Annotated in this window: 13 protein-coding genes and 2 pseudogenes; 2 read left to right on the forward strand and 13 right to left on the reverse strand. The window is 59.9% G+C overall.

All coding sequences use genetic code 11. From position 1 onward, the window contains the following. From BMS17_RS26130 to BMS17_RS31120, 10 genes and pseudogenes are all read right to left on the reverse strand, one after another. Nucleotides 1-2,790 carry a malto-oligosyltrehalose synthase gene (locus BMS17_RS26130; protein ID WP_077432101.1) on the reverse strand — a complete coding sequence of 930 codons (2,790 nt, stop codon included), beginning with the start codon at nt 2,788-2,790 and terminating at the stop codon, nt 1-3. Beyond that, nucleotides 2,787-4,865 carry a 4-alpha-glucanotransferase gene (gene malQ / locus BMS17_RS26135; RefSeq protein WP_046032201.1) on the reverse strand — a complete coding sequence of 693 codons (2,079 nt, stop codon included), beginning with the start codon at nt 4,863-4,865 and terminating at the stop codon, nt 2,787-2,789. Before malQ ends, BMS17_RS26130 begins: the two co-directional genes overlap by 4 nt. After that, nucleotides 4,862-6,658 carry a malto-oligosyltrehalose trehalohydrolase gene (gene treZ / locus BMS17_RS26140; RefSeq protein ID WP_077432102.1) on the reverse strand — a complete coding sequence of 599 codons (1,797 nt, stop codon included), beginning with the start codon at nt 6,656-6,658 and terminating at the stop codon, nt 4,862-4,864. Before treZ ends, malQ begins: the two co-directional genes overlap by 4 nt. Nucleotides 6,659-6,676: 18 nt before the next feature. Next, a complete protein-coding gene (gene glgA, locus BMS17_RS26145; protein ID WP_046032203.1) occupies nt 6,677-8,263 on the reverse strand; it encodes a glycogen synthase GlgA in 1,587 nt (528 codons plus the stop codon). Between the two features lie 578 nt (nt 8,264-8,841). Beyond that, a complete protein-coding gene (locus tag BMS17_RS26150) occupies nt 8,842-9,795 on the reverse strand; it encodes a D-2-hydroxyacid dehydrogenase family protein (RefSeq protein WP_077432103.1) in 954 nt (317 codons plus the stop codon). 13 nt (nt 9,796-9,808) lie between these two features. After that, nucleotides 9,809-10,834, reverse strand: coding sequence for an alpha/beta fold hydrolase (locus BMS17_RS26155; protein WP_046032205.1), 1,026 nt, complete (start codon nt 10,832-10,834; stop codon nt 9,809-9,811). Between the two features lie 85 nt (nt 10,835-10,919). After that, a complete protein-coding gene (locus BMS17_RS26160) occupies nt 10,920-11,354 on the reverse strand; it encodes a YqaA family protein (protein WP_046032206.1) in 435 nt (144 codons plus the stop codon). After that, nucleotides 11,354-11,800, reverse strand: a complete 447-nt coding sequence (locus BMS17_RS26165) for a DUF411 domain-containing protein (RefSeq protein ID WP_046032207.1) — start codon at nt 11,798-11,800, stop codon at nt 11,354-11,356. Before BMS17_RS26165 ends, BMS17_RS26160 begins: the two co-directional genes overlap by 1 nt. Nucleotides 11,801-12,143: 343 nt before the next feature. Then, a pseudogene (locus BMS17_RS31115) lies at nt 12,144-12,671 on the reverse strand (methyl-accepting chemotaxis protein); the annotation flags it as partial. Between the two features lie 333 nt (nt 12,672-13,004). After that, nucleotides 13,005-14,135, reverse strand: a pseudogene (locus BMS17_RS31120) (cache and HAMP domain-containing protein); the annotation flags it as partial. Nucleotides 14,136-14,528: 393 nt separating this feature from the next. On the opposite strand from BMS17_RS31120, the gene BMS17_RS26175 reads away from it, so the two are divergent. Continuing rightward, complete coding sequence (locus tag BMS17_RS26175; RefSeq protein WP_077432105.1) at nt 14,529-15,062, forward strand: hypothetical protein; 534 nt, start codon at nt 14,529-14,531, stop codon at nt 15,060-15,062. 45 nt (nt 15,063-15,107) lie between these two features. On the opposite strand, the gene BMS17_RS26180 is transcribed toward BMS17_RS26175, so the two are convergent. Beyond that, nucleotides 15,108-16,103, reverse strand: coding sequence for an aldo/keto reductase (locus BMS17_RS26180; RefSeq protein WP_077432106.1), 996 nt, complete (start codon nt 16,101-16,103; stop codon nt 15,108-15,110). Between the two features lie 118 nt (nt 16,104-16,221). Here BMS17_RS26180 and BMS17_RS26185 point away from each other — a divergent pair, with 118 nt between their 5' ends. Then, nucleotides 16,222-17,148, forward strand: coding sequence for a LysR family transcriptional regulator (locus tag BMS17_RS26185; protein WP_046033061.1), 927 nt, complete (start codon nt 16,222-16,224; stop codon nt 17,146-17,148). On the opposite strand, the gene BMS17_RS26190 is transcribed toward BMS17_RS26185, so the two are convergent. Both BMS17_RS26190 and BMS17_RS26195 read right to left on the reverse strand, forming a co-directional pair. Further along, entirely contained in the window at nt 17,137-18,072 is a 936-nt protein-coding gene (locus BMS17_RS26190) for a GNAT family N-acetyltransferase (protein WP_046033062.1), read from the reverse strand. The genes BMS17_RS26185 and BMS17_RS26190 overlap by 12 nt on opposite strands. Further along, the gene (locus BMS17_RS26195; RefSeq protein WP_077432107.1) at nt 18,072-19,361 is read right to left on the reverse strand and encodes an AMP-binding protein; all 1,290 of its coding nucleotides are present in this window, start codon (nt 19,359-19,361) and stop codon (nt 18,072-18,074) included. The genes BMS17_RS26190 and BMS17_RS26195 overlap by 1 nt, the downstream gene beginning before the upstream one ends. Nucleotides 19,362-19,371: the final 10 nt, after the last annotated feature.

Consider the following 19,371-nt stretch of genomic DNA (forward strand, 5'->3'; position numbering starts at 1 on the left):
TCAAGCTTGGGTAAAGAGTTGGATAAAGAGATTGACCGGGACATCCCCCAGCGCGGCGCCGATGTTCAGCTCCCTGTTTTTTGTGACTGCGACGCTGGAAAAAAGTCCCTTCAGATTTTCGTCAGAGCAGGCGAACGGCAATTTGACCCGTGTATCGCCCCACTGCGGCGCATCAATCCTGGGTTGGGCACTGTTTTTCAGCAGTTCGGCGCAGCGTATCGGCACGATCACGATGGCGCGTTTTCCTCCCCGCGTGCGGGCAAAGGCCAACACGCGATGAGCCTGGTTGCCGACCACTTCAAGGGCTTGATAGGTCCCTCGCGAAAACAGCTCGGCATGCTCGGCCCGCAGGTTCAACACGTGGGCGATAAGTGTTTGCTTGATGCGCCCGTCACGCCAGTTCGCCAATAGTTCTGGCAGGTCCGCAGTTCGCTGAAGTGCTCCCTGAAGTGCCCGTTGACGGCTGCCGTAATCCACCGGCCGGCGGTTGTCCGGGTCGACCAGGGTAAAGTCCCAGAAGTCGTTGCCCTGATAGAGGTCCGGTACCCCCGGCACCGTCATTCGCAGCAAGGTTTGCGCCAATCCATTGAGTGCGCCGGATGTTGCAATCGCGTGAACCGCTTTATCGAGAGCCGCGCGCAGCTGTTCACCTTCGGGCGCCGAAAACAGACGCTGGATAAACACCTGCATGGCGTGTTCGTAGGGTTCGTTCGGCGCGCTCCAGCTGCTTTGCAATTTGGCTTCGCGCAGGGCTTTTTGTTGCCACTGCCAGAGACGTTTCGCGTAGTCCTCCAGCGCCGGCTCATCGTCGCCGCGCAGGGTCAACGGCCAACTGCCGAGGATCGCCTGATAGAGGATTAATTCGTCGCCCGCCGTCGGCATCTGGTCGTCGTCGCGCAGTGGCCGGGCGAGCGTGCGCCACAGGGGGACTTGGTCGGCATACCAGGTGCTGAGTTCGCTCAATACGGCCAGGCGAGCGCGGGTGTCTTCGCCGCGTTTGTGGTCGTGGGTGGCGGTGGCCAGCAAGTTGTCCGGGAAATCGGACAGGCGCTGGGTGCAGGCCGCGTGAAAGTCCGACACGGGGGCGCTGAACTGTTCGGTGCTGAACCCTACGTCGTTGCGCGACAGCAGCACTGCCGAGCGATAAAACGCAGTGTCTTCGACCGCTTTGGCGGCGGCTGGTGACGTCAGTTGCTGAAAGCGCACGCAGGCGTGTTTGAGTATCTTGCGCTGACGCCCCACCGGACGCTTGCGCCAGGGCTCACCGCCGAGCCAGCGGGCCAGGCAATCGAGCACCGGCCAATCGGCTTCGCTCAGGGTCAGCCGCGCGCCGTTCAGCGCCTGCTGGAAAAACACGTCGTCTTCAGTAGAGCGGCCACGGGGGCTGATATACGTGCGGTACACCGGGAAGTGCACGATCAATTCCTGCAACGCCCGGCGGATCGCACCGAGGGTCAGGTCGCGGGTCATCAGGTCGTCGCGGGCGACTTGCAGCAAGGCCTGGGCAACGCTTTCGAAATCACCGGCCAACGAACCATTGAGGATTTGCTGGCGCGCCAGTTGGGCCTCCTGGCCAAAGTCGGCGGGTCGTTCGCTGTAGCGCTGCCAGAGTTTGCCGAGGGAGAGGACGCCTTGCGGATCATGTTGTAGCAACGACACCTGGTTCATGAACTCATACCCGGTGGTGCCATCCACCGCCCAGTCGCGGTGCAGGTTTTCACCCTGGCCGAGGATTTTCTCGACGTAGATCGGCAGGTGTCGAGCCGGTGACAGGCGATTGACCCGACGTCGCAGTTTGCGGCAGTAACCACGGGGATCGGCGAGGCCATCGATATGGTCGATGCGCAGGCCGTCAATCAGGCCTTGCGCCACCAGTTCGAAGATTTTCGCGTGGGTGGCCTCGAATACCGCCGGGCGCTCGACGCGCAAGCCGCCCAGTTCGTTGACATCGAAAAAGCGCCGCCAGTTGATGTCATCCGCCGCTGTGCGCCAGCTTGCCAGGCGATAGCTCTGGCGCTCAAGCAAGGCGTGCAAGCGCTGGAAGCCTTCGGGTGTGAGCGAGTCGTAGGCGCCGAGGTGTTGCTCGATCGACTGGCGCATCAGCGGGTCGCTGGCCAGTTCGCGCAACTCGGTTTTGAGTGGCTCCGCCAGGCGATGAGCGTCGGTCTGGTAACTCAGAGTGGTGAAGCGTTCCCCCAACGATTTAAGCGGTTCGGCACCGGTTGTCAGCAGTTCGCCGAAGTGCATCGGGCAGATCGGAAAGCGGTGATCGTAATGCTGCACGTAAAAACTGCCGCCTTGCGCATCGAAACGCAGGGGCAGGGCGCCGTCCTGTAACGCGATGCCGTAGTCGCTGCCAAGGAAGGGCAGCAATAACTGGCCTTCCATCAATGGGTCCGGCGAGTGCCACTGAATGTCGAAGAACTCGCCGAAGGGACTCAAGCGCCCCCATTCCAGCAAATCCAGCCACCAGGGATTATCCGCGCCACCCACGGCCATGTGGTTGGACACGATGTCGAGGATCAGCCCCATCCGCTGTGCGCGCAGGGCATCGACCAGACGCCGCAGCGCCGCCTCGCCACCCAGCTCGGGATTGACCGTTGTCGGGTCCACCACGTCGTAGCCATGCAGGGAGCCTGTGCGGGCGGAAAGCAGGGGCGAGGCATACACGTGGCTGATGCCCAGACTGGCGAAATACGGCACCAGCGGCACCGCTTGATCCAGGGTGAATCCTTTATGAAATTGCAGCCGCAGGGTCGCCCGCGGCGGTTGAGTAAACGCAGGCGTCATTGGTCACGCTCACCTGCCTGAAGCCGCGCACAGGCGAGCAGTTCCAGGCGCCGGGCCGCGTCCGGATCATCGAGCAGGGCCTCGCTGTCGCCGGGCAGGCGCCGTGACCAGTTCGGGTGAGTGTCGATAGTGCCGGGCAGGTTGGCCTGCTGTTCGATACCGAGGGCATCTTCCAGTGGCAGCAACACCAGTGGTGCGCGGGTATGCCCGAGAAACCGGATGCTGGCGTCGAGCACCTGATCGGTTTCGTAGGATTCTTCGCGAAAATTCTGCGGGTCTTGGCTCAACACCCGACGCAAGCCTTCACGTTCGCGCTCGCGATGTTGGCGCCATTCTATTTCGCCATTGGCGTCGATCAGGCTGAGCCGGGCGTTCCAGTCAATGTCACGACCATGCCACCAGCCATTGAGCGTCGGCAAGTCATGGGTGCTGGTGGTCGCCAGCGCGTTGTCCGGCCAGTCGAGGATCGGTTTGAAGTGGGCGTTGTCCTGTTCGAACAGCAACACGCGCATGCCGAGGATAGAGCGCGCAATGAGTTTTTCCCGCAGCCCATCGGGCACGGTGCCGAGGTCTTCGCCCAGCACAATGGCTTGATGCCGATGGGATTCCAGCGTCAGGAGCCGCAGTAAATCGTCGACCGGGTAATACAGGTACGCGCCGTCGCTGGGGGGCGCGCCGTTGGGGATCACCCAGAGTCGTTGCAGGCCCATGATGTGGTCGATGCGCAAGCCGCCGGCGTGGGCGAAATTGGCGCGGAGCATTTCGATGAAGGCGCGAAACCCGTTGCGCACCAAGCCCTCGGGCGAAAACGCGGAGATGCCCCAGCCCTGGCCGGTACGGTTGAGGATGTCCGGCGGCGCACCCACGGTCAGCGAGGCGAGCAACTCGTCTTGCCGGCTCCAGGCCTGACTGCCGCCGCCGTCGGCCCCCACCGCCAGGTCGGCGATCAGGCCAATGCTCATGCCGGCGCTCCGGGCGGCGGTTTGCGCGCGCTCCAGGCACCGGGTAATCAGCCACTGGCAGAAGGCGAAGAAGCCGATGCGTGCCGCGTTCTCTTCAGCGAATTCGGCGAGGGCGGCGCTGCGCGGGTCGCGCCATTGCTCGGGCCACTCGCGCCAGTCGAGGCTTTCACCCAGGGCGGCGCGGTGCACTTGAAGGGCTTCGAAGCGACAGTGGTTTTCCAGCGCTTCGCCCGAGGCATGGCGAAAGCTGCTGAAGTCTTCATGCAGCGGGTGTTCGCCGTGGACAAAACCTTCGTACAACGCCAGCAATACACGATGCTTGGCTTGCGCGGCCACGGGCCAGTTAATCAGTGGCTGTTGTTCGAGCTGTTGCAGTTCGGTGGTCAGCCCGGTGGCGTCAATCGCCGCGCGCATCGCACGTTCACCGAGGACGGCTCCGGGTGCGGCGTACAGACTGTTGAGAAACAAGCGGCTGGACGGCGAATACGGGCTGTAGCGCTGGGTGTCGCTGCTGAACATGGCGTGCAACGGACTGATCGCCAACGCCTCGGCACCGCGTTCACCCGCCACCCGGGCGAGGTCCTCCAGCGCCTGGGTATCACCGAAACCGCCATCGCCGACACGGCGCAATGAGTACAGCTGCACACTCAGGCCCCAGGTACGTGGGATCGGATTGTCGACCGCGTCGCCGACGCTGTAGCAACGGTCGGGCGCCACCGCGAGGGTGAAGGATTGCCCGTCGATGCTGACGTGCTGGTAGCCGACCGGAATCAGCCCCGGCAGCACGGCCTGAGCGTCGAGTTTCAGGTAGATCCGCGAGCCGTCTTCGAGATGAATGTCGCAGGGCGTTTCGGGCTCGAAGTACCGCGCCAGATCGAGGCCGCCACCGACGTCGACCGTCATCAGAGGCGGCAGGTGGTGGGTTTGCTGGACGGTTTGCAGCTCTAGCAGGCTCGCATCGATTTCCTGGGCGCTGCCCGCCGGATGGCCGAGGCCAGTGAGGACCGCGCGCAACACCGACGGCGCTACTTTCTGTGGGCGACCATTGGCGTCGATCCAGTCGACGGCCAGGCCTGCGCGGCTGGCCAGTATTTCTAGTTGCGCGTCGCTCATGGGCGCTCTCCATTCGAATCTGGCAAAGGGGCTGCGGCCGTGAGGCTGACGAGCGCGCAATACGGGGCAAGTTTGCCCTGGTGCAACAGGCCGGCCGAGTGGGGCGGGTGTTCGAACAGCAAGATCGTGTCGGCCTGTGGGGTGTGGACCACCGGCGCGTCGCTGAGGTTCAGGTCAATGCGCAGCTCACTGCCATCGCCCAGTCGCCAGCGGGCGCTCACCGCCGCGTAGCCCAATACGTCGGTGCCTAATGCCTGGGTGCCGGGCAGGCGCGGGATGAGGTGCTGGTGGCGCAGTTGCAGCAGGCGCCGGTACAGCTCGTGTATTGCCGGCAGTGCGCTGGCGCTTCGCTGCGGTTGCGAGGCTTGGAAGGTCTGCGGCGCATTGGGGTCGGGAATCTGTTCGCGCTGCTGCGGATCGGCAAAGGCACTGAACGCTGCGAATTCATTGCGCCGACCTTCGCGCACCTGTTCTGCAAGCTCGCCGTGGTGGCTGGTGAAAAACAGGAACGGTGACTGTGCCGCGAATTCGTCGCCCATGAACATCAGCGGGATCATCGGCGACAGCAGCAGCAACACGGTGGCCGCATAAAGTGCATCGGGGTGGGTCAATTGGTGCAACCGTTCGCCTAACGCGCGGTTGCCGATCTGGTCATGGTTTTGCAGAAACAGCACAAAGGCTGTCGGCGGCAAATGACTGCTGGGCTCGCCACGTGGCGTGCCGTGGCGGTTGATATGGCCCTGAAACACGAAGCCCTGGCTCAGGCAGCGAGCGAGTTGTTCGGTGGGTTGTTCAGCGTAATCGGCGTAGTAGGCGTCGGTTTCGCCGGTCAGCAACACATGCAGGGCGTTGTGGCCGTCATCGTTCCACTGTGCATCGAAGCCTTTTTCCAACAGGCTGGCCTGATTGTGTTCGTTTTCCACCATCAGCCACACATGGCGTGTGGGTTCGGTTTGCTGGCGCACCCGTCGCGCCAGTTCTTCAAGGAAGTCCGGGCTTTCAATGGCGTGCACCGCGTCCAGGCGCAAACCGTCAAAGCGATATTCGAGCAGCCACATCAACGCGTTATCGATGAAAAAATCCCGCACCTCGTGCTGCCGAAAGTCGATCGCCGCGCCCCACGGTGTGTGCTTGTCGTCGCGGAAAAAGCCCTTGGCGTAATGATGCAGGTAATTGCCGTCCGGGCCGAAGTGGTTGTAGACCACGTCGAGAATCACCGCCAGGCCGAGGCCGTGGGCGGTGTCGATCAAGTGTTTGAGTTGCTCGGGCGAGCCATAGGACGCCTGGGGGGCGTAAGGGAAAACACCGTCGTACCCCCAATTGCGCTCGCCGGGAAACTGCGCCAATGGCATCAGTTCAATAGCCGTGATGCCGAGTTCAGCGAGGCGCGACAGGTGCTGCTCGACGGCGCTGTAACCGCCGAGTACACCGACGTGCAGCTCGTAGATGATCGCTTCGTTCCATGGCCGACCTTGCCAGGTGTTGTGTTGCCATTGATAGGCCAGCGGATCGACCACCACGCTGTGGCTGTCGATATCGCCGGCCTGGGCGCGGGAGGCCGGGTCCGGCACCTCCAGCTCGCCATCGATGTTGTAGCGGTAACGGGTGCCCGCGAGGCAGCGGGTCTTGATCACGAACCAACCATCCGCCTGAGGCAGCAGCGGCAAGGATTGTCCATTTTCCAGTTCGACACTGACGTAAAACGCATCAGGCGCCCACAAGGCAAAACGCGTGTGCTCTGCGTCCAGCATGATTGCGCCGTGGGGCCAGGTCTCAAGGGTCCGTAACGGCATCGTTGAAAACCTCTTCTCTTATTGTCGGCCCGATTTACCCAAGGCCTTCGCCACAAGCTGTTCGTAGAGTTCGGCGTAGGGTTCCACTGCCTTGCACCAGTTGAAGGGGGCTGCCATCGCCCGGCAACGCATCGCATGCAGCAGGTCGGGGAAGGCGAACACCTTGAATGCACGGCTCAGGGCTTCCTGGTAACTCTCGACGGAGGATTCGTCGAACAGGAACCCGGTGACGCCGTTTTCAATGGTGTCGGCCAGGCCGCCGGTATTGCGCGCCACCGGTAACGAGCCGAAACGCTGGGCGTACATCTGGCTCAAGCCGCAGGGTTCATAACGCGAAGGCATCAGCAGGAAATCGCTGCCGGCGAACATGCGACGGGCGTCAGTTTCGTTGAAGCCGATGCGCACACCGATCTGCCCCGGAAAACGCAGGGCCAGCTCACGCATGGCTTGTTCTTCTTCCGGTTCGCCACGGCCGATGATTGCAATCTGGCCGCCGGATTTGACGATGTATTCGGAGACCGCTTCGGTCAGGTCCAGGCCTTTTTGATAGACCAGCCGCGAGACCACCGCAAACAGCGGACCCTCGGAGTCTTCCAGGCCAAACAGTTCGCGGACGTGCGCAGCGTTGACCGCTTTGCCGTCCCAGTCGCCAATGCTGAACGGGCAGAACAGGTGGGCGTCGGTGGCCGCGTCCCAACTCTCATCGATACCGTTGGGAATGCCACTGAGCAGGCCTTGCTGGGTCTTGGCGGCAAGAAAGCCATCGAGACCGCAGCCGAAGGCCGGCGTGGTGATTTCCTGGGCGTAAGTGGCGCTGACGGTGGTGATGTGGCTCGAATACGCCATGCCGGCCTTGAGGAACGACATCTTGCCGTAGAACTCCATGCCTTCCTGTTGCAGGGCGTGTGCGGGTATGCCGAGTTCAGGGCACGAACCCAGACTGGTCACGCCCTGGTAGGCCAGGTTATGGATGGTGAACAACGTTGGCGTACGCTGCCCGCGCCAGTGCATGTAGGCCGGCGCCAGGCCCGCAGGCCAGTCATGGGCGTGCACCAGATCCGGGCACCAGTGAATTTGCGCGAGATTGGCAGCGATATCGGCGGCGGCGAGGCCCAGGCGGGCGAAGCGAATGTGGTTATCTGGCCAGTCACGGCCATTGTTGGCGCCGTACGGCGAACCTTCGCGCTCGTAGAGCTCAGGGCAGATCAGCACATAAATGACCAGACCGTCCGGCATGTCCATGCGCCCGATCTTGCAGGGCGGCAGTGCGGCGTGCCCACCCAGTTCACCAATGATATGAATCGGGTTTTCGCTGTGCAGCACTTGCGGGTAACCGGGAATGAGTACCCGCACATCGTGCAGGTGCGACATGGCGCGAGGCAGCGCGGCGGAAACGTCGCCCAAGCCACCGGTTTTCACCAGATCGGCAATTTCGGAGGTGACGAACAACACTTTTTTTCTGTTTGGATTCTGACTGGCAGCTGGTGTCAGCGTCTTGGTCCCGGGGACGCTGATCGATTGCGCGCTCGGTGCATTGACGGCGCTCGATTCGCCGACCTGCTGATGAGCACGTTCTCCCTGAATATCTAAAGCCGCACTAATCATATGAATCTCCCGTGGTGTTGATCTAATGCTTAGGTCTGGCACAAAGGGGGTGGCCCTATCCTGTGGCCGGGCGCAAACGCGCACGCATCGTGGCAAATGCTGCCCAATGCGTTGAAGCAGATGGGTGGAGGGGCCGTTGCAAGGAATGCACCAGTCGCTGTAGCCCTACCTTTAACCTGACCCATGGCCAGGACCGAAAGTTTCGAGTTTTTTACAGCCAGATGACCGACCGGTTTTACCTCGCGAAAATGAGTCTAGGCCAGATCCTAGAGCGGGGCGGGTCAAGTGGTGAAATTGTTCGACAATCGGTTTCTAGAGGGTAAAAGAACAACGTCCGGAAGGGGCAAACGCACCGACGAAGTGCAGGTTTATTTTTGGGGGTGGGTCAAAACGGGACTGGTGAGTCACGGAAATGGGCGTGGGGGGCGAGATGGTGCACTGTTGCGGTGCGTTCAGTTTGTATTTTTTATGTCGGTTTTTATGGCCCTTTCGCGGGCAAGCCCGCTCCCACACGATTTTGTGAACGCTACAAATCAATTGTGGGAGCGGGCTTGCCCGCGATGAACGATCACTCGGTCTCAGGTGAGCTGCCGGATTGGATTACCCACCGACCATGCTTGAATATCCTCGATCATCTGCGAAAAGAACAAATGGTAGTTCTGTCGGCTCACATACCCGACATGCGGCGTCGCCAGCACGTTCTCCAGGGTCCTGAACGGATGATGTTCAGGCAGTGGCTCCACTTCGAACACATCCAGTGCCGCCCCCGCCAACCGATTCTTCTGCAACGCCTTGATCAGCGCCGCCTCATCGACAATCGGCCCGCGCGCGGTGTTGACCAGCAGTGCCGTGGGTTTCATCCAGTCCAGCGCCTGTGCGTCGACCAGGCCCCGGCTGCGCTCACTGAGCACCAGATGCACCGACAACACATCCGCTTGTTCGAACAGTTCCTGCTTGCTGACATAGGTCACGCCGACTTCGGCTGCCGCGTCACTGGTCAGGTTCTCGCTCCAGGCAATCACCCGCATGCCGAACACTTGCCCGAACTGCGCGACGCGCTTGCCGATGCTGCCCAGTCCCAGGATTGCCAGGGTTTTGCCGTGCAAATCACCGCCGAGCCCTTGCTGCCATTGGCCGGCGCGCAAGGCGTTGGCTTCGACCACGAGGTTGCGAGTGGCGGCCATGATCAGCGCCCAGGTCAGTTCTGGCGCGGCATGTTTGTAGCTGTCCGTGCCGCAGACCTGAATCCCCAGCGCAGCCGCCGCTTTGAAATCCAGCGCCGCGTTGCGCATGCCGCCGGTTACCAGCAGTTTGAGTTTCGGTAGCCGCCGCAGCAGGTCTTCATCGAACCGGGTGCGTTCGCGCATCACGCAGATCACCTCATAGGCGCCCAGACGCTCGGCCAGGGTTTCATTGTCGGCCGGGTAGTCATGGACAAAACTCACCTCGCCGACGTTTTCCAGCACCGACCATTCCACCACTTCGCGAGCGACATCCTGCCAGTCATCGATCACCGCAATTTGCACAGTCATCCGCCTTACCTCATCAATGAACAGGGTTGGTTTTGTTCAGCCAGTCGAGCAAGGCCTTGTGGAATTGAGCCGGTTCTTCCATCTGCGGCGCGTGGCCCATGCCGGGAAATTCAATCAGGGTCGACTGCGGAATCAGTTTCGCCACTTCCTTGCCCAGTACGTCGTAGTGACCGAGTCTGGCCTTGACCTCTGGCGAGGCAATGTCACTGCCGATGGCGGTAGTGTCGGACGTCCCGATCAGCAACAGCGTGGGCATCTTCAGGTCTTTGAATTCGTAATACACCGGTTGGGTGAAGATCATGTCGTAGATCAGCGCCGAGTTCCACGCGACCTGTGTATGCCCCGGGCCTTTGTTCAGGCCGGCGAGCATGTCGACCCAGCGATCGAACTCTGGCTTCCAGCGGCCACCGTAGTAGGTGTTGCGCTCATAGGTGCGGATACCGTCGGCATTGAGCTTCAGTTCGCGCGCGTACCATTGATCGACCGTGCGGTAGGGCACGCCAAGGGCTTTCCAGTCTTCCAGGCCTATGGGATTGACCAGCGCCAGTTGTTCGACTTGATCGGGATATTGCAACGCATAGCGGGTGGCGAGCATGCCACCGGTGGAATGGCCGAGGAGACTGGCCTTCTGAATGCCCAGGGCCTTGAGCAGTTGTTGGGTGTTGGTTGCCAGTTGCTGGAAGCTGTACTGATAGTGATCGGGCTTGCTGGAGGTGCAGAAACCGATCTGGTCCGGTGCGATGACGCGATAGCCGGCCTCGCTGAGGGCTTTGATCGAACTGTCCCAGGTCGCGCCGCAGAAGTTCTTGCCGTGCATCAGGACGACGCTGCGCCCGTTGGCCTTGCCGTGGGCGGCGACGTCCATGTAGCCCATTTGCAGGGATTTGCCTTGGGACTCAAAGGCGAAATGCTTGACGGTGTAGGGGTATTCGAAGCCTTGCAATTCAGGGCCGTATTCCGGTCCTTCGGCATGGGCGGTAAGGGGCAGTGCGGCGGTCAACAGCAGGCTGGGCAGCCAGCGGGAGAGGGCGAGGGGCATGGGTGAACTCCGTAGAAAATCCGCCGATGCTGAATCGACATGATTAGCGCGACATTAAACACAGGCAATCGCCGCGCCTGATCGTTCAACCCACCCAGCCCAACGTGGCCAGGGCCAGCACGCCATAGCGGGCGCCTTTGGCCAGGGTCACGATCACCAGGAATCGCCCCAGGGGTTCACGCATGACGCCAGCCACCAGCGTCAGCGGGTCACCGATGATTGGGACCCAACTCAGCAACAAGGACCAATGGCCGTAACGCTGATAGTGTTTTCGTGCCTGTTCCAGATGACCAGGGCTGACCGGAAACCAGCGCCGGTCGCGAAAGCGTTCGATGCCGCGCCCCAGCCACCAGTTCACCAGCGAACCAAGCACATTGCCCAGTGTGGCGACGGCCAACAGCGACCAGAGCCAATAGCGGTCGCTGAGCAACAACCCCACCAGCACTGCCTCGGACTGCAACGGCAGCAGCGTCGCGGCACCGAACGCCGCGAAGAACAGCCCGAGGTAAGCCCCCGACATCAATGGGCGGGGTAATCCGCCACCACGACATCCGTGCCGTCCTTTTTCAGGCCGATCACTTGATAGGCATCGCTCATGCCGTCCATTTCCATCCCGGGCGAACCCATGGGCATGCCAGGGGCTGCAACACCGAGCAGATCGTCACGCTTGCTCAACGCCAGCACCTGATCCGCCGGGACATGGCCTTCGACGAACTTGCCGTTGATCAATGCGGTATGACACGACGCCAGACGCGGCGGCACACCGTGCTGTTGTTTGAATTCGCTCATGTTGGTTTCGACATGGTCTTCAACCTTGAACCCGTTGGCTTCAAGGTGGCTGATCCATTTTTTGCAACAGCCGCAGTTGGCGTCGCGGTGAACTTCGATGGGGATCAGGTCGGCGGCCTGGGCCAGGGAGGAGATGAGAAGGGCGCTCAGGGCGGCCAGACGCAGGTGGGTTCGCATGGGAGGGATCTCGACTCGGGTGACGGTCAAAAAAGACGCATTTTGACCAGTTTAGCCACGGATGAGGGAGGAGAGTGTTTCTAAGTAATGCAGAAATAACTGCACAGACAATGCAAAACCAGTAGGAGCCGAGCTTGCTCGCGATAGCAATGTGTCAGCCAGCATAATTGTTGACTGACACACCGCTATCGCGAGCAAGCTCGGCTCCTACAGGTACAGGTACAGGTACAGGTACAGGTACAGGTACAGGTACAGGTACAGGTACAGGTACAGGTACAGGTTCGGGTTCAGATTCGGATTCGGATTCGGATTCGGGTTCGGGTTCAATTCAAGGTTCAGGCAATCACCGAACCTTGAACCGCCCCATGATCGAGCTCACCCGCGCATTGGCTTCCAGCAATTGCCGGGTATTGAGCTCGCTGGCCTGACCACTCTTCACCAGTTCTTCCACCATGTGGCGGATCTGCACCATGCTGCGGTTGATCTCTTCGGTGACCGCACTTTGTTGCGAGGCGGCGGTGGCGATCTGGGTGCTCAGGCTGTTGATGTGGCTGACGGAACCGGCCATTTCATCCAGGCCGGAGTTGACCCGTGCTGTCGCATCGGCGGCGGACTGGCAACTGGCCTGGGTGTTTTCCATCGCACTGACCGATGAGCTGACACCTTGGGTCAGGCGCGTCAGCATTTCATTGATCTGCGAGGTGCTGTCCTGGGTGCGGCCGGCGAGGGCGCGGACTTCATCGGCAACCACCGCAAAGCCCCGTCCTTGTTCACCGGCCCGCGCGGCTTCGATGGCCGCGTTGAGCGCCAGCAGGTTGGTTTGCCCGGCGATGGCACCAATGACCCCGAGAATCTCGGTGATGCGTTGGGCGTCCTGCTGCATGCTTTCAACCTTGTGGGTGGCGCTCGCCACCTCTTCGATCAATGCAATCACGCTGCTGGACGCTTCGCCGACCACTACCCGCGAACGGTCGGCGTTTTCGTTGGCGCGCTTGGTGAAAGCGGCCGTCTCGGCAGCGTTTTGCGCGACGCTTTCAGCGGTCGAACTCATTTCGGTGATGGCGGTGACGGTCTGATCGGTTTCCGAGGCATGACGCACCAGAATCTGACTGGTATGCGCCGAGGTACGTTGCAGATTGTCGAGGCTGGAAGCCATTGCGCCGGTGGCCTGGGTCACTTCACCGATCATGTTCTGCAAGTAGACAAGAAACGCGTTGACCGAATGACCGATGGCGCCCAGTTCGTCTTCGGCGCGAATGATGATGCGCTTGGTCAGGTCAGCGTCGCCGGTCGACAGCGCATCGATATTGCCCTTGAGGATTTTCAAGCGCTGGACCAGTTGGCGGATCGCGTAGATCTGCAGCATTGCCAGCAGGATCACCATCGGAATTTGCAACAGGCTCAATGTGCTCAGGACGTCATCGCGCTGGGCGGTGATCAGTTTGGTCGGCAAGGCCGTGGCGAGAAACCACGGCGAGCCTTCGATCGGGCGCATGAAGAAGGTGCTGTCTTCACCGTTGTTATCAAATTCGACGCGCTGCGACTGGTCGCGGTTTTGCAGGCCGGCTTTCACTAGGTTGGCGAACGGCGAGTTGCCTGCCAGTTCACTGATGTTTTTCAGGACAATCGGGCCGCTGATGCGCGAACTGTTGCTGATGATCTTGCCATCGGCTTCGACGATCAGCATTTCAGCGCCGAGGTCTTTCTCCTTGCGTGCGATCAGGTCGTTGAAGAAGCCCAGCGTCACGTCGATGGTCGAAACACCGTACGCCACGCCATTTTTCTGAATGGCCATGGCGCAGTTGGTGCGTGGCTCGGCGCTGGCGTCATCTTTGTAGGCTGCCGCCCAGGCGCATTGGCCTCGCGGTGTTTGCATGCCGCCCTTGTACCAGGCCTGGTCGTAATAGTTCGGCGCGGCGTCGCTGTTCCAGAAGGCATTGGCCGCCAGCTTGCCCGAGGCGTCGCGGTGCCAGAAAGTGCTGAACTTGTTTCGTCCGGCTTCGCGCTGGCCGGGCAATGGCCAGATCCCGCCACCGAACACTTTCAATTCACCGTACTGATCCACCAGGCCTGGCAACACCGTGTCAATGGCGGCGCTGTCGAGCAAAGGAATGGTTTGGGTAATGCTGCGCTGCTGGGCCTGAACCTTGTTCAGTTCACCCTGAATTTGCTGGGCGACTTCGGCGATGCGATTGAGGGCGACCTGTTCCTCGGTATGGCGCAGTTTAGGCGCAACCAACTGGCTGATGCCGGCCACCGTCAGGCCAAACAGCAGCAGGATAAACAGCACCAGAAATAGTGTGTAGCGACCCTGAATCGTACGGAATGGGGGCATGGGACCGGTCCTTGTGTGCAGCACTTTTATTATTGGGCTTGGATTAAGCGGCGGTGCTTCGTCGGGCTATCGGCCTGCGCAGGGATAGCTTTAGGTACGACCGTCCAAGGTTGGGAGGTGTGATAGCGAGGCGTCAGGCACTGAGCGTATCGAGTCTGAAATAAACGAACTAACCAAGACGTACAAAGAGCCTGTTCAGTTGTTCATACGCTTTATGGACAGTGTGTTTAGAGCAATAAAACTAAACACTTGATCGTTTGTATCTGAAATGTACGGAAATTGTAAAAATATGGAATAAGTTGTTGGTGTGGCCAGTTGCCACGCCGATACTCGCCGACTTTAAACTCGGTCGGACAAGGAGTTGTTTATGGTGACGCAGTCGGGAGTTCAGTCATGACTATCGGCTATACCGGGGGCTGGACGGCCAAGGCCGGTCTGCTGATTCAGAACACAGGTAGCAACGGCAAGCCTGTGACGCAAAACGCCAGGGTCAAGCAGATGCTGGCATTGGTGGGCACCAATCCCAACGCGCTGAATACGGCGAAAATGGATGAACAAAAACTGCATAGAAACGTTAAAGGCTTCGACCCGGCCAATGTTTCGTCGAAACAACTGGGCAATCTCGCCGCCTTCTTACGAGGCAGAGGGCTTATTTCTGATATCACCTCGATGACATTGATGAACGCCGGTGACAAGTTTGACCGGTTCGGGGTACAGAACGACCCGGATGCGAAGTTTAATGCGCTGGAATACTTTGCCACCCAACTGGACACCATCCAGAACAACAGCATCAAAGGTGACAAGTACGCCGTTGGCCTGATCCCGGAATACAAGACGGCTATTTACGTGCTGCAGAACTTGCACACTTATGGCAAAGGCAACGGAACCACGGTCCCTACGGACAAGGGCGTCAACGCCAAGGCATGATCGGTTGCCGGCCCGTTCCGGACAACGAACGGGCCGGCAATGTTGTCAGCGGTCAAGCAACTTCATGACTTCCTCCGGGTAGCGCAAGCCTGCCGTCGCATTTGCCGGAAAGATTCCTTCCAGCGCTTGCAACTCGTCGCGGCTGAGTTTTACCTCCAGGGCGGCGACGTTTTCTTCAAGGTATTTACGCTGCTTGGTCCCTGGAATCGGAATCAGGTAGTCACCTTGCGCCAGTACCCAGGCCAACGCCAACTGACCGGCTGTCACGCCTTTGTCTGCCGCCAATGTCTGTACCTGCTGCACCAGCAACAGATTCTTCGCAAAGTTTTCGCCTTGGAAACGCGGACTGAAACGCCGGTAGTCGTCTGCCGCGAAGTCATCCGGGCTTTTTAACGCACCCGTCAGAAAGCCGCGCCCCAATGGACTGTAGGGCACAAACGCGACGCCCAATCGCTGGCACGCGGCCAGGCAACCGTTCTCTTCCTGATCGCGACTCCACAACGAATACTCACTTTGCAGCGCACTGATGGGATGCACCTTGTGCGCCCGTTCCAGCGTGGCGACCGAGGCCTCGCTCAAACCGAGGTAACGCACCTTGCCGGCCTTGACCAACTCGGCCATGGCGCCGACGGTTTCTTCGATGGCCACCTGCGGATCGATCCGGTGCTGGTAATACAAATCCAGGGTTTCCACGCCGAGGCGTTTGAGGGTGCCGTCGATAGACGTGCGAATGTATTCCGGCCGTCCATTGACGCCCCGTGCCGTGGGGTTGGACGGGTCGCGAACGATCCCGAATTTGCTCGCCAGAAACACCTGCTCGCGTTTGCCGACAATGGCTTTGCCAATCAATGCTTCGTTGGTGTGAGGGCCGTACATGTCGGCGGTGTCGAGCAGGTTGATCCCCAATTCGAGCGCACGATGCAGGGTGGCAGTGGCCTCACGGATGTCCACGCCCGTGGTGTAGAAATCGGTCATGCCCATGCAGCCGAGGCCAATGGCGGAGACTTGCGGGCCGTTTTTGCCCAATTGACGTGTTTGCATGAAATCAACTCCCTGTGGTGTGAGCGCACAGTGTCGACCTCGACAGAAACAAGATAAACCGGCTAAAACTGCTATCACTGTTCGTAAAATCTAAATAATCAGCAAGAGCGCCACAGCAATGGACCGTTTCAACGCCATGCGCGTATTTACCCGAATCGTCGAGCTCGGCGGGTTTGCCAAAGCGGCCGACAGCCTGCAATTACCCCGGGCATCGGTGACTGTTTTGATCAAGCAACTTGAAGCGCATCTCGGGGTGCAACTGCTGCAACGTACTACGCGACAGATCAGCCTGACCCTCGACGGTGCGGCGTATTACCCCCGTTGTGTGCGATTGTTGGCAGACCTTGAGGAAACCGAAGCGGTATTTTCCGCCGCACGGAACAACCCCAAAGGGCTGCTGCGTGTGGACATGCCGGCGGGGATAGGGCGCTTGATGGTGATTCCGAAGCTGCCCGAATTCACCCGCCGTTATCCGTTGATCGAACTGGAGCTCGGGTTGAACGACCGTCCCGTCGATCTGATTCGCGAAGGTGTCGATTGCGTGTTGCGCGGTGGCCAGGCACTGGACGATTCATTGGTGGCACGGCCATTGGTCATGCTGGATCAGGTCACGTGTGCCAGCCCGGACTATTTGCAACGCCACGGAACGCCTCAGTGTCTGGAAGACCTCGAAGGGCATCGGATGGTGGAGTACTTCTCCGCGAGCACCGGCAAGCGTTTCGGGCTCGAATTCCAGCTCGGCGATCAAGTACAGCTCATGGATTTACCCAAACAAGTGTCGGTGAACAGTGCCGACGGCTATCTGGCCTCCTGTGAGGCCGGGTATGGGCTGATTCAGACGCCGTATTACCACGTCGCCCGCCAACTCGAGGAAGGGCGACTGTGTGAAGTGCTCGCGAACGTGCCGCCACCGGTGATGCCGCTGACGGCGCTGTATCCGCCTCACCGCCAGTTGTCTCGGCGGGTGAGGGTGTTTGTCGACTGGCTGGTGGAGCTTTGCGCGCAGCCGGGGCTTAACGTTTACAAGAAGGACTCAAGCGGCTGAACACGCGGTGTCCAGTGCCCCGACGTTGCGCTGCAAGTCGTCGTGCAACTGTTGCATGTCCGGGCAATGCAGGCTGAGGTGGCGTGGCCTCGCCCCTCGATGAAACAGGGCGAACCATCCATGGTCGCCGGGAGCGGGCATCAACCCGGTGAAGGTGAAACCGAGCATCGTCATTCGCTGCAGGTCCTCGGTGAAGTGCTGTGACAACTGGAGTTTGGCGCAAATCAGCCAATGGCCGGGCAGCCGCCAGAGCTGGTCCAGCAGGCGCTCGTTCAAGCGGTGAATGACGATGACGTAGCGTTGATAGTGTTGCCGGATTTGCAACGGCATCGAAGGTGGCGATGCCATGAGCTGGCACGTCCCGAACACCGCGCTCAAACGCTGCATCAACCTGCGGCAACTCTCCGGCCATGCGAGGTCGGGAAGGGGACGAGCGTGTTCTTCCACCGCGTAGCAACCGATCACGATGGTTTCCGGCAGAGGCGCGGTGAGTGGTGACGGCGCGTAGTCGGGAAGCAGTCCCGTGCTGTGAAAGCCAATGCCAAACGCCATGCGTTGCGTGTAGGGATGGTGCGTCACTTGTTTGATCAGGATGCGCTTGACCCCCTGTGCTTGCGACAGGAACAGCAATTCCCGACTCAGATGTGACGAGATTCCTCGCCCTTGCGCGGCCGGATGGACCACGCTGAGGGCCAGTTCAGTGGTATCTGAGAGCGTGTCATGGCATAACGCGGCGTGTCCCAGAACACGTTCGCCGTCCACCGCCAGCATGGATGTCCAGTGGCCGTCGGCGTTGTGCTGGCTGATCATGTTTGGCAGATAAACATCCGGTCGAGCGTAATGATCCCCGTAGACCTCGCGAAACAACTGGCTTACGGCGCTCCCATCACCGGGTTGGTAGCGGCGATAAACAAGCTTGAACATCACATACGCTCCGTAACGGGGGTGTCGTATACCCGCAGGTCCAGGACCCGCATCTGTTTGCCGGAGCGCGGGTGAAGTTTCAAATCAGTGACCGCGCAGGACAATACGCGCAAAGTCAGCAGCCCCGCGCGATTCAGTTCCTCAATGCCGGGATAGTGGGCGACCAGCGCTTCATACAGCGCGTTGCAGGTGGGGACGGTGGCGGTTGAATGCATGTCAGGTACCCACCTCACCGTCACGATATCCCTGCATTCTTCTTGCTCGATCACCAACTGCCATTGCTCACTGGAAGCGACACGCTGCAGGATCTGCAGGATTTCGTCGACCAGAAAGGTCAGCGAACCGACCCGAACCCGCTGACTGAGGGCGCTACGTCCCTTGAGTGCAAATTTGCGCATCGGCGTCGTGGCTGGCTCACGCCAACAAGCACGATCGCCCACCGGATAACGCAAAAGTGGCATGAGTCGGCGCGTCAGGTTGGTGACCACCAGCAAACCGGTGCGATCACATTCCTCAATGACTTCCCCGGTGAGTTCATCGACGATTTCCAGCAATGTGTGCGGTTCAAACGTCCGATGCTCACCCAAGGCGCAATCACGGGCGCTGGCCCCGATCAGGCCGGCATCGACGCTGGCGTAGCCGGCGGAGGCAATACGCACATTGGGAAGCACTGCCTCGAGCATGGAAATTTGCGAGGGAAACAGACTTTCGCCGGCATATAGCAACGTTTCAACCCCCGGCAGGACTCGATGATGCTGGTGCAGGTAGGCGGCAAATCGCAACAATTGCGCGGGTACGCCGGCCAACACGTTGATCCGGTGTTTATCAACCGCATCGGTCAGCACATCCATATCGACGTTTCCCGTGAAGGGGAACTCGCAGATGGATTTTTTGACGTGCGCGAGTGAGTCGTGGAAAAACACAAAGCTGGCGTAGAGGTCGCCGGAAAAGAACAGATTGGCGACGCGGTCACCGTTCTCCAGTTGGGCAGAAACACTGGCACCGAATGTGCTCACCAGCGTCTGCCATTCGCTGTTGGTATAAACACTCAGTTTGCCATGGCTGGTCGATCCACCGGTTTTGAATACCAGCCCGTCCTCGACTTTACCTGTCAGCACGCCCCAATGATTCAAATCGTTACTGTCTGCCCAATAATCAGCCGTATTGGTCAAGGGCAGGTTTTTTAACGTTATTTCTTGTGTCGGTAAGTGTTGCAGATATTTACGAAAAAAATTTGAGTGCTGCCTTACATATGGCACGAGTTGTTCAAGCGAATAAATTGAATTCACTGGGTTCTCT

The organism is Pseudomonas sp. C9 (genome assembly GCF_002000165.1).
In the GTDB taxonomy this organism is placed as follows: Bacteria; Pseudomonadota; Gammaproteobacteria; order Pseudomonadales; family Pseudomonadaceae; genus Aquipseudomonas.